Source organism: Humisphaera borealis, from assembly GCF_015169395.1.
Classification (GTDB): domain Bacteria; phylum Planctomycetota; class Phycisphaerae; order Tepidisphaerales; family Tepidisphaeraceae; genus Humisphaera; species Humisphaera borealis.
Genome location: NZ_CP063458.1, coordinates 6,086,564 through 6,101,874 on the forward strand (window position 1 = coordinate 6,086,564; position 15,311 = coordinate 6,101,874).

A 15,311-nucleotide genomic window follows, 5' to 3' on the forward strand; every position below is an offset into this window, starting at 1 on the left:
GCAGCGTCAGGAAGCCACCGGAACTCCCGGTGGCTTCTTGCGTTGCGCGGCGGGGCCGCAGCCTCGCCGATTCAAAACCTGTCCTCGACATTTTTTCGCTTGACGACAGTCGTCGTCGATCCTATCTTTCCGCCATCGACGACAAGTGTCGTCGATTTTCGTTCCCGCGCGTTTTCCCAGGAGCTTTCCCATGCCCGATCCCCAGGGCACGCTGACCGCCGCCCAGTACGAGATCATGGTCGTCGTCTGGGATGCCGGCGACGCCGGGGTTGGCGTGACCGACATCTGGCAGGCGACCGCCGGCCGGCGGGAGGTCGCCCGGACCACCGTCCTGAACCTCGTCGACCGGCTTGAGAAGCGCGGCTGGCTGCGTCGGACGGCCGACGGGAATTCCTACCGCTATACCGCCGCCATCCCGCGCAGCCAGGCCGAATCGAAACTCGCCTCCGGATTCCTGTCTGAGTTTTTCGACGGCTCGGCGGTGCAAATGGTCCAAAGTCTCCTCGGATCCGACGAACTCTCCGGGGCTGACATCGGCAAGCTTCGACGCCTGCTCGATGAAGCCTCCAAAGCCAGATCGTCGTCCGCCACCGACGACGCGAAGGGCCAACCGCCGCCGAAGGGAGGCCAATCATGAGCTGGCCGACCACCGATGCACTCCTTTCCACCGACCAGGCGCTATTTGCCGTCAGCCTGTCGCTGGCGGTGATCGTCGCCGGCGGGCTGGGGCTGGGTCTTGCCTGGCTGACCCGGCGACGTCCCGCGCCGCTGCGCTACGGCCTCATGCTCTCGTCGCTCGGTATCGCGGTGCTGTCGCCGCTCCTGACCGTCATCTCGCAGCAGGCAAAGCTCGGCTGGCTTCGCGTGACACCGCCCGACGTCGCGCCTGCCGTCCACGCCGCCGAGCATCTGCCTGCGTCTGCGGCGTTCGACGGCGAGACCCTTCCGCCGGCAGTCTCGGCCAAAGTGGTTGCCGTCGCTCCGTCTATGCCGGCCATCCCATGGACGCGCGTTATCGCCACCGCTCTGATCGCCGTTTGGATCCTGGGCGCCCTGATCTCACTTTGGCGGATCGGCTGGGGCGTGGTCCGCCTGCGGAGGTTCATCCTGACGCTGCGTCCGTGCGAAGACCGGGCGGCGACCGCACTGCTGCGGCGCGCCGCCGAACTGCTCGCGCTGCGGCGCCGGCCGGCGATGCTCGTCTCGGACGCACTGCCCGTGCCGATGGTGATCGGCCTGCGTCGGCCGATCGTCGTGCTTCCAGCGCAACTGCCGCGACGGCTCGACACCGAAAAACTCGAAGCCGTCCTGCTGCACGAGACGGCCCATATCGCGCATGGCGACCTCTGGGTCGGCCTCTTCCAGCGACTGGCGGGCGCGGCGTTCTGGTGGTGCCCGCTGATCCACAGCCTCAATCGCCGCATCTCCGACCTCCGCGAAGACATCTGCGACAACTACGTCCTCAACGTGCAGGGAGACGGGCTGAAGCTGGCCGAGGTTCTTGTGGACCTCGCCGAGCTCGCCCAATCGCGCCACTGGAAACCATTCGTCTGCGCCATGGGCGCGATCGACGAACGCCCCGGCCTGGAACGACGAATCACCCGATTGCTGCAAAGGAGAAACACCATGACCCGCATGAATCGAATGGCCCTGGTCGGAACGCTCGGCTCCGGACTGCTCATCGGCGGGGCGATCCTCGCGACGACAGTTCGGGCGGCCGACGAAGCCAAGCCGGCCGACGACACGGCTGCGTCCAAACCGGCGACGGGCGCCGCGACGATGCTTTCCGCCCCGGACTTCTGGGAAAAGACCGGCGCCGATACCAGGCACGACTTCAGCGCCGAGACCGCCAACGAAATCCGCCGAGTCGCCGCCGACAAAGCGACCAGTGTCTTGCTGCGGGTCCGGGCGATGAAGCTCGCCTGCGACTTGGCCGGCGACTCGCGCTCGGCTCCGACACTGTCGGCCGAGGACGTCCGCACGGCCCTTTCGTCCGCGATGAGCCACCTGGAAAAAAATCTCGCCGACGAGACCATCGGCAAGTTCGCCGCCGAGATGGGCTTTACGCACGTCATCGTCTCTCCGAAAACCAACGATGACGGCACCTGGGTTCTGATCGAGTCGATCGACGAGGCACGCCGCGGCGGGCTGAACATCCGCGTCGACCGCAAGACATCGAAGGTGACGAAAGTCGACCACTGGGGAAAAGTCACCGAACGTCTGGTCCCGCCGGCCGCCGAAGCCGCGGACCAGCCGTTCACCGCAAAGATCGCTCTGAGGCAGACCGACGCCGCGAAAACAACCACCACGCTCCAGGCGACCCTCAAGGGAACGGCCGGCAAACCCTGGCAGTCGCAACTCAGCGGCAAGCTCAAACAGACCGTGGATCTGACCATCGTCGCGCTACCGCAGACCCAGCCGCAGCAATACTCGGCGGCCTTCAAAATCACCGAAGGCGACAACATCCTGTCGGCTCCCAGATTGACCGTGCTCGACAACCAGGCCGGCAGCGTGACGATCCAGATGCAGGACGGGTCGGAGTTGTCGATCGAAGTAACGATCGCCTCGGGCCGTCTGGCGGATCGCGCGATCGGTCACGCACCTGCCGCGGCAGTCGTCCCGGCACCCCGTTTCGTTGATACCGAAGAGATCAAAGTCGCGATGCGCGAAGCGGCCAGGCGGCTCTTGGAGTTGGATCAGCAGATTGAGGTGGCCCGGCAATCGCTCCTGGAAGGCCATCCCAAATTGGTGGCGCTGAAACAGCAGGCCGCCTCGCTCCGCGGCCAGCTCGACGCGATGAAAGGTCAGATGCAAACCAGCGTCGCGCTGGAACCGGCGGCGGCGCAGGCGCCAAAGGTGCGGGCGACGGAGAACACCTTCGTTGTGAGGACCGCCGAGCTCGAGCTCGTTCGGGCCAGGGTCCGTGCGTCGATGCTCGACGCCGACGAGCAAACCCGCCGGCGCGGTGAAGCGCAGCTGTCGGACATCGACGTCCAGCAGGCAGAACTGAACGTCGTCCAGGCCAGGACCCGCTACGAGACTGCCACCGGAACGCGCTACGATCTGCGACGCGCGGAGCTCGAACTGGCCCGAGCCAAGGCGACGGCGGCGGCAACGGGTGCCGACGAGAGCACGCGAAAAAAGATCGCGGCGCAGCTCGCCGACATCGACGTGCAACTGGCCGAACTGGTGGTCGAACGGGCTCGCCTCCAGTACGAAACGGGGATCGGCGGCAAGGGCGAGCGATAAGTGACAGACGGGGTGGCGGCGGCGACGGGACCGTCGAAGATTGCACCTTCGGGTTGAGGCGTAACGCCACGCAAACCCATCATGGTTCGCACGGTCGCCTGGCTGTCGCATCAGACACGCCATGTCACGCACCCCTTGCGTTCGCGCGCACTCCGCCCCGAAAACGTTCCGCGAACAGGCGGCACGGGTCGCCGGCACTCCGGCGACCCGTGCTGCAAGCCGTCACTTGGCAGTCATGCCAGGTTCGTTCACCCGAACAACGCCGCAATCGGCTTGCCCTGATCGGTGATCGGCACCGGGCGGTCGCCGTCGTACAGGTTCTTGGTGTAATCGATCCCCAGCGCCGCGTGGATGGTGGCGAAGAAGTCGGGCACGCTGACGGGGTCTTTCACGATCTTCTTCGACAACTCGTCGGTCTCGCCATAGGCACCGGTGTGTCTCAGGCCGCCGCCGGCGAGCACGCAACTGAAGCACGAACCCTGGTGCCCGCGGCCGCCGCCACTGTCGAACTGCGGCGGACGACCGAACTCGCCGGTGATGACGATCAGCGTCTTGTCGAGGAGCTTGCGGCTCTCCAGGTCGATCATGAGTGCCGACATCGCATCGTCCAGGTCCTTGATTAGCTCGTGCTGTTTCAGGATGCCGGCGTTGTGGACGTCCCAGCCGGTGCCGTTGAGGAAGTTGAGGTTGTGCGACACTTCGATGAACCGCACGCCCCGTTCGATCAACCGGCGCGACAGCAGGCAGCGCTGCCCGAATTCTCCGCCGTAGCCGGCGCGGAGGTCGGCCTTTTCCTCGTCCAGGCGGAACGCGCGGGTGAACTCCGGCCCGCTCAGTTTCAGGCTCTGATCGATCGCCATTTCGTAGTCGCGCAGGTGAGAGTCGCTGGCAGCGCCCTGGTTCTTGCGCAGCGTCGCCAGCAACGATTCGCGGCGACCCTGGCGATCGGCGGTAATGCCTTCCGGCCGCGACAGGCCCGCAGGACCCTGGCTGGTGTCGGTCAGGTAAAGGTAGCTGTCCCTGGCACCGAGGAAGCCCGGGCCACGGGTGACATTGGGGTACCCGATCAATACGTAAGGCGGCGCGCTGTCCGCCGCCGCGCCACGCTCGTGCGCGATCATCGACCCCAGCGACGGATAGACCACCGTCCCGCTCACCGGGCGACCGGTGTGCATGCGGTTGGTCGCGGCGGCGTGCTCGTCGATCACCTCGTGGTTGATCGTGCGAACTGCCGTCACGCGGTCCATCAGCTTCGCGACCTTCGGAAGGTGCTCACAGACCTCCACGCCTTTCACTGCGGTCTTGATGCTCGGGTAGTACGAGCCGGCGACCTTCTTCTTCGGGTCGCCGAGCGCCTTGGGATCGAAGGTATCGATCTGCGACATACCACCGCCGAGCCAGATCGAGATCACGTGCTCGGCCTTGCCCTTGAGCAGGGGGGCGGAAGAGTCGGCGGCGAAGCTGAGTTTTGAAGCCGCGGCAGCCGCGGCGGCGGAAGCGAGGAATTGTCGGCGGTTGAGCATGATTGCACTTCGATAAAAGCTTCTTCATCCCCTCTCCCCTGTACTCGGGGGAGAGGGTCAGGGTGAGGGGCCGAACGTCGGGCGTCGTTCCGTTGTAAAGCTCTTGAACTTTGAGAGTTGGAGGATGAACGTTCAACGTTCAGCTTCCAACTCTCATCCGCCGTAGATCTTCGACTGGCGGCGACACCTCACGTTCGGCCCCTCACCCCAGCCCTCTCCCCCGACTACAGGGGAGAGGGAGCAAGGACTACGGCATCCACACAAACTCCCGGTTGTTCACCAGGGTCCAGACCACGTCTTCGTACGTTTCACGCCACTGCTTCTGCAGCCGGGGGTCGGCCGGCGGGCCGGTGCGGGCACGCTGTTCCATCTCCACCTTGATCACATTGGCTTCCGACACCAGGTGGTTCGACCACGTCACCCGCGACAGAGGCGGCGGGGGCTCGGGCATCTTGATCGCCGACGCCGGCGTCAATCGCGTGGAGAATCCTTCCGACAGTGCTTCCACCAGCGGCGCTTTCTCCGCCGCCGTCGGCTGGCGACCCAGCACCCGTAGGAACAACGCTTCGGCGAGCGTCTCCGGCGATTCGGCCTTCACCGCCAGCTCGGCGATGCCGCTGCCCATCGCGGCCCGCGTCGTCCAGACCGACACGATGCTGTTGGCCAGCACGCCGGGCTGAAGGACGTTCGGATCGGTCTCGCGATCGGTCCGCGGGCTCTGCCGCGATCCGGTCCAGCCGAAGGCTTCGAGCACGTCGGTGACCGCCTGTGCCCGCGGCAGGCTCAGGCTCGGCCGATCACGCTCGTTCGACAGGCTCGCGAACTCCCACGCCCGCTTCGGATAGCCGAGCGAGATCATCGTGTTCGCAGGCCGGCGGGCGTCGGGGTCGAAGGTGATTTCCTCGGTTTCGATCGGCTGTCCGCTGACGGCAAACAGCGAATCGACCACCTGCTCGGCGGTCAGCCGTCGGCGCTCGGGGGCGTTGAAGAATCGCTTCTCGGGGACCGCTGTCAGGTTGTGCCCGGTCGACTGCCGCTGATACGCCTGCGACGTCATGATCGTCCGCTGCAGTTGCCGCAGGTCGTAACCGCCGGCGACGAACTCGCGGGCGAGCCATTCGAGCATGTCGGGATGGCTGGCGGCGTGGCCTTCCCAATCGTGGGCGGGCTCGACGATGCCCGCGCCCATCAGCTTCCGCCAGATGCGGTTGGCGATGACCTGGGCGAACCGCTTGTTCTGCGGCGTGGTGATCAGTGCCGCCAGCCGCTCGCGCGTGTCGGTCGGCTTGATCATCATCGCGTCGAGCGATTCGTCGTCGGTCCGGCCGGTGGCTGCGGCGAACGGCCAGATCGGCTTGATCGGTTCACCCGGCTTGAGCGTCACCTTGATGAGCGACTCGCGGGCTTTCTTTTCAAAGAATGCCGCCGGCACGGTGCTGCTCTTGGGGACCGACACCGTCTTGCGCTCGAACATGGCCGCCAGAGCGTACAGGTCCTGCTGCTTGGTGCTGTGGTAGGGGGAATCGTGGCAGCGGGCGCACTGCAGTTCGATGCCCAGGAAAGCCTCGCCGATGATGTGCCCCTTGGCAGCGAATGGCGCATCGTTGTCGGCCGCCAGGCCGAAGCCGGCGGCGCCGCCTTCACGCTCGCTGCCGCGGAGCAGGATCAGCTCCGTCACCATGCGGTCCATCGGTTTGTTGTCGGTGAGTGACTCGTGCAGAAACCACCGGAAAGGCCCGGTGTTGTTCAGGCTCGGCTTGAGCATGTTCGGGTTTTCGGCCAGCACGTCCTGCCAGTAGCTCACCCAGTGGTCGGCCCAGCGCGGGTCGGCGAGCAGCTTATCAATCGCCTTGGCTCGTTTGTCGGAAGATCCGTCGGTCAGGAACGCCCGGAGCTCGGCTTCCGTCGGCGGCACGCCGACCGTGTCGAAGTACGCCCGGCGAAGGAACGCCGCATCGTCCACCACCGGCGGAACCGCCACCTGTTCCGGCGAGATCGGCGGGGCGGGCCACGCGGCGCCGTTCTTGATCCAGGCTTCCAGCGTTGCGACCTGCTTCTCGGTCAGGCCCTTGCCCTGCGGGGGCATGCGGACGTCTTCTTCCTTGCTCTTGATGCGCGCGATCAATTCGCTCGCCGATACGTCACCCGGCACGACCGCAGGCTTCTCCGATTCACCGGCCTTGAGCGCCGCCTCGCGGGTGTTCAGCCGCAAGCCGCCTTTCTCCTTCTCGCCATGGCAGCGGAAGCACTGCTCGTTCAGCAGCGGCAGCACCTCGGCGTGGAACTGCTTGGTCTGCGGGGTGACCGCCGACGACTCGGCAATCGCGCGATCGATCTTGGCCTTGATGAACCCGTCGATCGGGTGCCCGCCGGCGGCGGGCGTGGGGCCGGGGTTCTGCTTCGCCCAGGCCGTCGCCGCCTCGTGCCGCTTCTGCCAGAAGGCATCCATCGTGGCTGCGGCAGTGCAGCGGGTGACTTCATCGACGACTTCCAGCGACTTCTCCGCAGCCGCCAATCGGTCCTCCACCGCGGCATCGGTCAGCGGGATCGGCGACTGATCGACCGCCGACGACGACAGCAGGCTGTACGCCTTGCCGTCGGGAGACAGCACGGCGACCAGCGCCTCGCCGGGCTCGGCACGGAACTTCTCCCCGCCGACGATCGTTTCCAAGATGATCCGGCACTTACCGTCCGGCGGCACGATGGCATCGCCGAACGATTCCTGCATCTCGTAGCCGACCGCCCGCACGCCCGGCAGCGGCGGTTGCGGAATCGGGCTCACCGGCTGGTGCCCGTCGGTGGAGCCGGAAATCGTCTTGTTACGGACAACAACCTGCCCGTTGACCCAGAGCCGGGCCAAACCGCGCGTGCGAATGACGAACTTGCGCTCGCCGGGCGTCAGCGTGACATCCGCCGCAAGGCGGGCCAGCACCGGCGCGTCCCAGCTGTCGCGAACGCCCCAGGCGTCGTATCGGAACGGCAGCCGGTGGAGCAGCGTTTCGTTGGCAGCCCAACGGGCAGTTTCGGGCGGGACTTTCTCGTCGACGTTCAGCCAGCGGTTATGCGCGGCGAGCCCTTCGTGGAAGGTCGCCAGCACCTTGCCGGCGGGGATCGGACCGACCTCGGGCATGATTTCCGGTGCCGGCTTGGCAACCACTTCGCCGCCGACGCGCTTGAAGCGCGACTTCATGACCGAGTCGGCGAGCACTTCGCGATGGATCGCGATGCCGTCGAGCAGGCCGCGGAAGCTGTTGGCCGTGCCGCCCTGCGAAGCGCCGATCCAGATTGCGTCTTCATCCACGACGGGGGCATCGGTCGTTTCGCCGCCCATGTCCCATTTGCCGGGCAGCGCGTTGCCGTCGATCCAGCCCTTGATGGTCTTGGGTTCGCCGAACTTGTACGACACCGCGACATGATGCCAGCCGGTATTCCGCGAGAACCCGGTGTTGCTCGTCCAGCGGTGCCAGTGGGCATCCGACTTGGCGACGCCGGCTGCCGGCTTGGACGCGAACAGGAAGTTGATGCAGGCCTTGCCGCCGCTCTCGCGGATGCGCATGGCCCAGTTCTGGTTGTCGCGGGGGAAGTTGGCGGCGCCGGTTCGACCCTTACCGATGATGTAGAAGTTCTCGCCGGCCTTGAAGTCGTCGAGCTTGACCCAGGCTTCGATGGTGATCGCGTCGCCGTTGGTGAAATCGAACGGGCTGTTGGCACCCGGATCTTCCATGACGAACCGCGCGCCGCCACCGTCGAACTTGACGGCGAGGTTGTTCGCGTCGGCATCGGGGAACTCCGGCGGCCGGCGACCCGGGACGTCACGATGGACGCCGCCGACGGCGGTCAGCTTGGTGGTCTCCTCCTGTCCGAACTCCCAGCGGGCGACCGGAGCGGCAAAGGACTGCCCGCCGAACAGAGCGGCGACCGCGACGACGTGGATGGCGAGGGATGTAAGTCTCATGGGATCAGGAAAAAGTACCCAGTACGCATGTCGTTCGTTGGACCGGCAATTGTCGTTCCCGCGGTCTGTTTTGGGAAGCCATTTCGGCGTTCGTTGTCGGTCTTTACCCGCGCGGCAGTGTGACGGGTACCACGGGTGCCACGGGTCGGGTACCCCGCAGACCCGTGCGCGAGCTGTGCCGATCTCACGGGTCTCCAGAGTACCGGCGACCCGTGGCACCAGCTCGCACGCCAATTTCACAACGCTGCTCCAATCACCTCAGACGTCGAGTCACGCGTCAATCGTTCCTGCCAAACGAACCCGAGATCGGACCTCGAACCTGTGGCTTGACCGGCAGGCAACATTCGCTTGCTTAACCGCCAACCGAACCCGACATCCAACGAGCGACCCTACATTTTGGCCAAACGAACCCGAGACGTCCCGCGTTCAATTCGGAGCGTAGGAGCGAGGGCCCGGATTCTGACCCCAGCTATAACGAAACACCCGAGCCGGCAGCGTACCGCAGACCCGATACGGCATCCGCCGAACGAACCCGGCGCACGAGCGCTCCACTTCGCGGCGCGGCTAACCGTCTGCAAACATCGTGCTCTGCGCCTTGGTGAAACCGTCGGCGCACGCCTCTAATCCCGCCAATCCAAAACGCCAAACGAACCCAGCGTTATTCGGCCGTCGTTGCCGACGCCACCCAGATAAGTCCTGGGGCCTGTGCGCGGCGATTACGGGCGCGACCCGGCAGACCGCGCTGCGACTTCAGAAGTTTGGTATATTTTAAGGCGTCGGCCGTTCTGTGCAACGCTTTTCTGGCGGGGGCAGCGAGCACTGCCTCTGGCGATCTCGACTTACCGCCCGCCAAGCGCACTCAGCAGCACGCCCACCTCTTCGTCCACTTCGTCGGCGGTCATGGCATACTCGGCGACGACGCCCCGCAGGATTCGGGAAAAGATACGCTTGGCCGTCTGAAGGGCATTGGCGGCTTGTCCCTCGTCCTTGAACCCCAACCTGCGGATGAGGTCGTCGTACGCGGTGGGGGTGTCGCCGTCGAACGCCGGGCCGATGACGCGGTCGTCGAACACACCCCAGAGATCGGGCCGGGTGGTGGCCGTCGCGTCGCGCATGCGATCGATCGCCTGCCGCACAACCTGCCGTGCCCAGCCGGCATCAAACTCGGCCGACGGGTCGGCTTCGCCATCGCCCAGGCGGTCGGCGTGTTCGGAGATGTCTTCCCCCGACCGGTCGCCGCCGCGCTTTTGCGCCGATTCCTCCCGGAACTGGTCGATCGAATAGCGTTCCAGCGCCGTCATCAGGAAGTTTCGGAACTTGCCCCGGCCGAGCTCGGCCTTGCCGATCAGGTTTTTCTCAACCACCCGGCTTGCGACAAACCCGCTGACCAGGTCGTCGGCCCGGTCGCGGTCGATGCGGTACTTGCTGATGACGTAAGTCCGAAACGCCGGCAGATACTTGCGAAGCAAATCGCCCAGGGCATCGCGCTGGGCGACGGAAGGATCCTCGCCGGCACGAGCGACCAGGGACCAGTGCGTGGTGGGGAAAAGCTGAAACTCGCTCATGGAGGCGAGTCTATCATGGCAACCCTCAAAGTCCGGAAGAGCTTCTAAATGCCAACCGTCATCGCCAGTCGTCGGCCGTCAGTCCCGCGGAAAGCCGTTTGCGGAAAGATCGCGGTCGGAAAGCCAGATTCGTCGACTGACTTCGAATCTCCTGATGAAGACACTGAAGAACCTGTGTTCTGCTCCCCTGCGACCCCCGGCGGATTCTGGCAACAGAGTCCGCCGGGGTGATTTTGTTGAGGAAGGTGTGCGGACGTGACAGTGCGCATTCCGCTCTTCCTCCTGCCCCAAACAGGTCATCCACCAGGCAGAGCCAGATCGACGCCCCTGCTCCGAACCTCCTGCTGAATAGAACACATCGCAACGCCGGCAAGTGGCCGACCGACGCGATGACAACTCGCAGAACTCACAGGAGCAGGACCATGTTGAAGAAGATTGCTATCGCGTGTGCAGGTTTCGTCCTTACCGGCCAGTCCGCATTGTTTGCCCAAACCGCCAACCCGCTGGATGTTCCCAGTACTCCCCCGCAGCCGGTCGTTCTGGCCCCCGCGTCGCCGATGGTGTTCCTCGGAGAGATCGACGGCATCCCCGTCGTCCTCCAACTCACGGTGACCGGGCAGGACGCGAGCGGATTCCTGATCGTCGGCGATCAGAAGTGCCCGTTCAGCGGCAAAACCGAAGGCCCCGTCATCGACGGCTCCTGGCAGGCCGCCAGCGGCAAGACCTACAGGCTGCGGATCACCGATCGTCGGGATTCGCTCACGCTCGAGACCAACGGCAAGACGTTGTCGCTCCGCCCGGCGAATCGCCCGGTTACGAACCCGCCCGTTACGGCGCCGCCGGCCACACAGCCGTTGAACCAGAACAACGTCCCGTTCCCCGCACCCAAGCCGCAGGACAAGGTCCTGCCGCTGACCGATGCGAGCCTCGACAACGTCAGCGACAAGGTCGGCGAGCACTTCACCGCTCCGCTGCCGGCGGGCTGGCGAATGATGGACGGCCCGCTGGGTGCGTTCATCGGATCGGCCGACGGCAAGAGTGGCTTCGGCGTCATCGGCCGGCCGCTCGAAGAGACCGAAGGATTCAGCACCTTCGGCGGGAACATGCTTAAAGCGGTCGGCGTGTCCGATCCGACGGTCCTCAGCACGGTCGAACTGAAGGTCGATGGTGGCGAAGGCCGCGAGTTGGTCCTTGGTTTCGTCGGCCGGGACAACGTGAAGCGGACTGGTATCTTCCGGATCGTCGTGCTGAACAACGGCCCTCGGAAGATCGGCATGATCTGGCACGCCGCCACGCCGGACGATCAGTTCCGGGCCGAATGCGGCAAGATGCTGAAGCTGGCGATGGCAATCCGAATGAACGCCCAGCAGCCGACGCCCGCTCCGCTGCCCCCTCAGGCCCCGCAGGCCAACGGCGGCAATGAAAACGGCAATCCGCTGAACTTCTGATCGATCTCGCAGAAGTCCCCGTCAAAGCCACGCCGCCCCCGCGAAGCGATTCGCGGGGGCGGTGTTCGTTCACAGATCAATTGTCGCTGAATACTTAGGGCAGCTCATGCCGGGTGGCATGTGCAAGCGTACTCGCTTGCCCGTGGCGATCGCGATCCGACATTCGCCACGGGCAACGTGGTACTGTTGCCCATGCCACCCAGCGTCAATGCTTGGATGCGCCAGGCCGCTACGTCTGCAACAACGATTCCGCCGGCGTCGCTGCGCCCCGGCCGAATTGTTCGGCAAACGTCGCTTCGCCGATCGCGGCTTTAAGTGTCATCAGCAGTTGCTCGTGCGCGATACGTTTTCCCTCGGCCAACTTCATGCCCAGGGCATTCCGCAGCTGATCGGCACAGCCGAGCAACGCCGCCGACCGGGCAGAATCGGTCGCGGCGAGCAGCAACGCGCGAGTCTCCAGCGAGGTGGCGATCCCGCCACGGTCATTGATCGTCAACCGCAGATCGGTGCTCGCGGCCGAATGAGCCATCGCGTCGTTCGGATTGCCCTGTTGCAATTCGACGTGGGCCAGGAAATCGAGCTGATCGGCCATGTTCGCCTTGTCGCCGAACTTTCGGCAGACCGCCAGCGCCGACTCGAGCCGGCTGCGCGCCCCCGACAGGTCGCCTTTGGCCAGCAGGCATCGCGCGATGCCTTCCTCGGCGTAAGCCATGCCCCATTCCTCGTCCAGCCCCTTTAGGATTTCCAGGCACTTAGTGTACAGCGGCAGGGCGATGTCGGCGTTTCCCTGCTCGACCTCGAGCTCGCCGAGATTGAGATGCCCGTAAGCGATCCACCGCGTGTCGTCCCGCTTGATGGCAATCGCCATCGACTTGCCGAGCAGTTCGCGGGCCTCCTGGGGTCTGCCCATCGCGCGGGCGATGTTGCCGATGTTGTTGTAGGAGCCGGCGATCAGCGCCAGGTCGCCGAGAACCAGCCGGACCTGCAGCGCCTGCTGTCCCAGGTCGTAGGCCTTGCGGAGGTCGCCTTGTTCCTTGGCGAGGGTGCTAAGGTTGTTCAGCGCGGAGGAGACGATCGGCAGTTCGCCCGCCGCGCGGGCAAGGGCGAGCGCCCGCTCGAACCATTCTGCCGCCCGGCCCGGCTCGCCGAAATAGATCGCGAGCACGCCGCCCGAATCCAGCAGTCGCGCGAGAGTGGCGTTCTCGGGCGGATTCAGTTGCATGATCGCGTCCACCGTCCGGACGCCCTCGGCCATCATCCCGCGGATGTTCCAGTACTTCGCCAGCGCCGCCCCCAGCGGGACCGCGATTTCCACCCGCCGATCCTGAATCGAGTGGTCCATCGCCGCCCGCAGGTTGTCGTGGTCGGCGGCGAGAGCGGCGAGGGTTTGCGCCTGTGTCGGCCCCTGGATCGACTGTACCGAAGTGACCGCAAAATCCTCGAAGAAACGGGCGTGCCGCGTGCGGACGGCTCGGCGTTCGATGGGACTCACCGCCAGTTTCTCGGCGGCGTACTGGCGGATCGTTTCCAGCATGCGATAGCGGACGACCCCGTCGCGCTCGTCGGCAATGACCAGCGAATGCTCCACCAGTTCGCAGAGCAGATCGAGTACATCTGCGGCATCGATCGGGACCGCCGCCGAAACGTCGTGAACGAAGTCAGCCTCCGGCTTGAGCGTGACCTCGGGCGCATCGGGAGCATCGGTCCCGTCGGGCAGGATCGATTCGGCCGCTTCAAATGTGCAACCGCCGGCGAAAACGCTCATCCGCGCCAGCGCCGCGCGGGCGCGGTCGTCGAGCAGTTCGTAGCTCCAGTCGATCAGGGCCCGCAGCGTCTGTTGACGCGGCAGCAGCGTGCGCGATCCGCCGGTGAGCAGCTTGAAGGCGTCGCCCAGCCGCTCGGCGATCTGCTGGGCGGACAGCACCTTGGCACGGGCGGCCGCGAGCTCGATCGCCAGGGGAATGCCGTCGAGTCGGCGGCAGATGCGCGCGATTGCCGGGGCGTTGTCCTGCGACAGGGCGAACCCCGGCCGCACGGCTCGGGCACGCTCGACGAACAACCGGACCGACGGCAGTTGCTCCAGCTCGGCTAACGGCACATCGTCGGTGTCGGGCGTTGTCAGCGACGGAACCCGCAGCGCCGTTTCCCCGGGTATGCGCAGCGGCTGGCGGCTGGTGGCGAGTAGACGCAGCTTCGAGCACCGCTCCAGCAGGTCGGCGCAGAGTTGCGCCGCTGTTTCGATCAGGTGCTCGCAGTTGTCGATGACCAGCAGCGCATCGGCGTCGCGCAGGTGGTCGGCGAGGATGTCAGCCGCGGATCTGCCGGACGATTCCTTCAACCCCAGAGCCGACGACACCGCGCGGGCCACGGCATCCGGGGTGACGCCTGCGGCGATGTTTGCAAGCTCCACCATCCACACGCCGGCGGGGAACATCCGCAGTGACCGCCGCGCGGTCTGCAATGCCAGCCGGGTCTTGCCGGTGCCGCCGGGGCCCAGCAGTGTCGTCAGCCGTGCGGCCGCCAGTGCCGTCGCGATGTCGGCGAGTTCCTGTTCGCGGCCGACGAACGACGAGGTCTCGTGCGGCAGGTTGTTGGGCGGATCGACCGGGATGGCGACCTTGATCGTGGCCGGAATGGCGGTCGACCGGCCCGCACCATTGGTCAGTGCCGCCGAAAGCGCGTCGGCAAGCTCGGCCGCGGTCGCGAAGCGATCGGCCGGGCGCTTGGCGCACGCCCGCGCCAGGACCGCCATTAACGCTTCCGGTACGTCTTCGGCAAAGCGGCGGATATCGGGCAGGGGTTCGTTGATCTGCTGGTGCAGCAGACCGGGAACACTTTCGGCTTCGAACGGCGGCCGGCTTGCCAGCAGGTGGAAGAGGGTGCACCCCAGCGCGTAGACGTCCGACAGCGGCGTCGCCGGTTCGCCGCGGCATTGCTCCGGCGACATATAGGTCGGTGTCCCCATGATGCTGCCGGCTTCGGTCAGATCGGACACGGCGGCAAACTCTCGCGCCAGTCCGAAATCGACCAGCTTCACCTGTCCGGTTGGGGTCCGCATGAGGTTCGACGGCTTGATATCGCGATGGATGATCCCGGAGCCATGAGCTGCCGCGAGCCCCAACGCCGCGTCCCGCACGGCGGCGGTGGCATCGCGCCAGTCGAGGATGATGTGATGCTGGAGATGGTCGGCAAGGCTCCCGCCCGCGAGCCACTCCATCGCGATGAAGACGCGGGCGCGCCGGCGGGTTCCGTGCCGGCCCACCTGGTACACCGCCGCCACGTTCGGATGGCTCAGCTTCGCCGCCGATCTCGCCTCGCGCAAGAACCGCTGCTGCAGCAGTTCGACATCGGTCCCGGCGGCACCCAGGGCGTCGCGTTTCAATACCTTCACCGCCGCGTCGCGTTCCAGCTCGACGTCCCAGGCCAGGTACACCACACCCATGCCACCGGCCCCGACGGGGCGCAGCAGCTTGTACTGTGCCATCTGCGAGCCTGGCGGGAGATCGGGGTCGATGATGGGATCTTCGGACTTCATCCGGGTCGGGAGCGGACGGAGCAGACTATAGCCGAC

7 protein-coding genes are annotated in these 15,311 nt (G+C 65.8%); 3 read left to right on the top strand and 4 right to left on the bottom strand.

Annotation, left to right across the window (positions count from 1 at the left end):
* Positions 1-190 precede the first annotated feature (190 nt).
* Both IPV69_RS22915 and IPV69_RS22920 read left to right on the top strand, forming a co-directional pair.
* The gene (locus IPV69_RS22915) at positions 191-637 is read left to right on the top strand and encodes a BlaI/MecI/CopY family transcriptional regulator (protein ID WP_206292054.1); all 447 of its coding nucleotides are present in this window, start codon (positions 191-193) and stop codon (positions 635-637) included.
* Positions 634-3,249: a M56 family metallopeptidase gene (locus tag IPV69_RS22920; RefSeq protein WP_206292055.1), complete on the top strand. Its 2,616-nt coding sequence runs from the start codon at positions 634-636 to the stop codon at positions 3,247-3,249. The genes IPV69_RS22915 and IPV69_RS22920 overlap by 4 nt, the downstream gene beginning before the upstream one ends.
* 248 nt (positions 3,250-3,497) lie before the next feature.
* Here IPV69_RS22920 and IPV69_RS22925 read toward each other — a convergent pair whose 3' ends face one another.
* The 3 genes from IPV69_RS22925 to IPV69_RS22935 all read right to left on the bottom strand — a co-directional run bounded on the left by IPV69_RS22925 (position 3,498) and on the right by IPV69_RS22935 (position 10,292).
* Positions 3,498-4,772, bottom strand: coding sequence for a DUF1501 domain-containing protein (locus tag IPV69_RS22925; RefSeq protein WP_206292056.1), 1,275 nt, complete (start codon positions 4,770-4,772; stop codon positions 3,498-3,500).
* Positions 4,773-5,019: 247 nt separating this feature from the next.
* Positions 5,020-8,727 carry a DUF1553 domain-containing protein gene (locus IPV69_RS22930; RefSeq protein ID WP_206292057.1) on the bottom strand — a complete coding sequence of 1,236 codons (3,708 nt, stop codon included), beginning with the start codon at positions 8,725-8,727 and terminating at the stop codon, positions 5,020-5,022.
* Between the two features lie 839 nt (positions 8,728-9,566).
* Complete coding sequence (locus IPV69_RS22935) at positions 9,567-10,292, bottom strand: sigma-70 family RNA polymerase sigma factor (protein ID WP_206292058.1); 726 nt, start codon at positions 10,290-10,292, stop codon at positions 9,567-9,569.
* A gap of 422 nt (positions 10,293-10,714) precedes the next feature.
* Between IPV69_RS22935 and IPV69_RS22940 the strand changes: the two genes are divergently transcribed.
* Positions 10,715-11,740 (top strand): hypothetical protein, encoded by a 1,026-nt coding sequence (locus IPV69_RS22940; protein ID WP_206292059.1) that lies wholly within the window; start codon positions 10,715-10,717, stop codon positions 11,738-11,740.
* Between the two features lie 229 nt (positions 11,741-11,969).
* Here the strand turns inward: IPV69_RS22940 and IPV69_RS22945 are convergent, their stop codons facing one another.
* Positions 11,970-15,275, bottom strand: coding sequence for a protein kinase domain-containing protein (locus IPV69_RS22945; protein ID WP_206292060.1), 3,306 nt, complete (start codon positions 15,273-15,275; stop codon positions 11,970-11,972).
* Between the last annotated feature and the right edge of the window lie 36 nt (positions 15,276-15,311).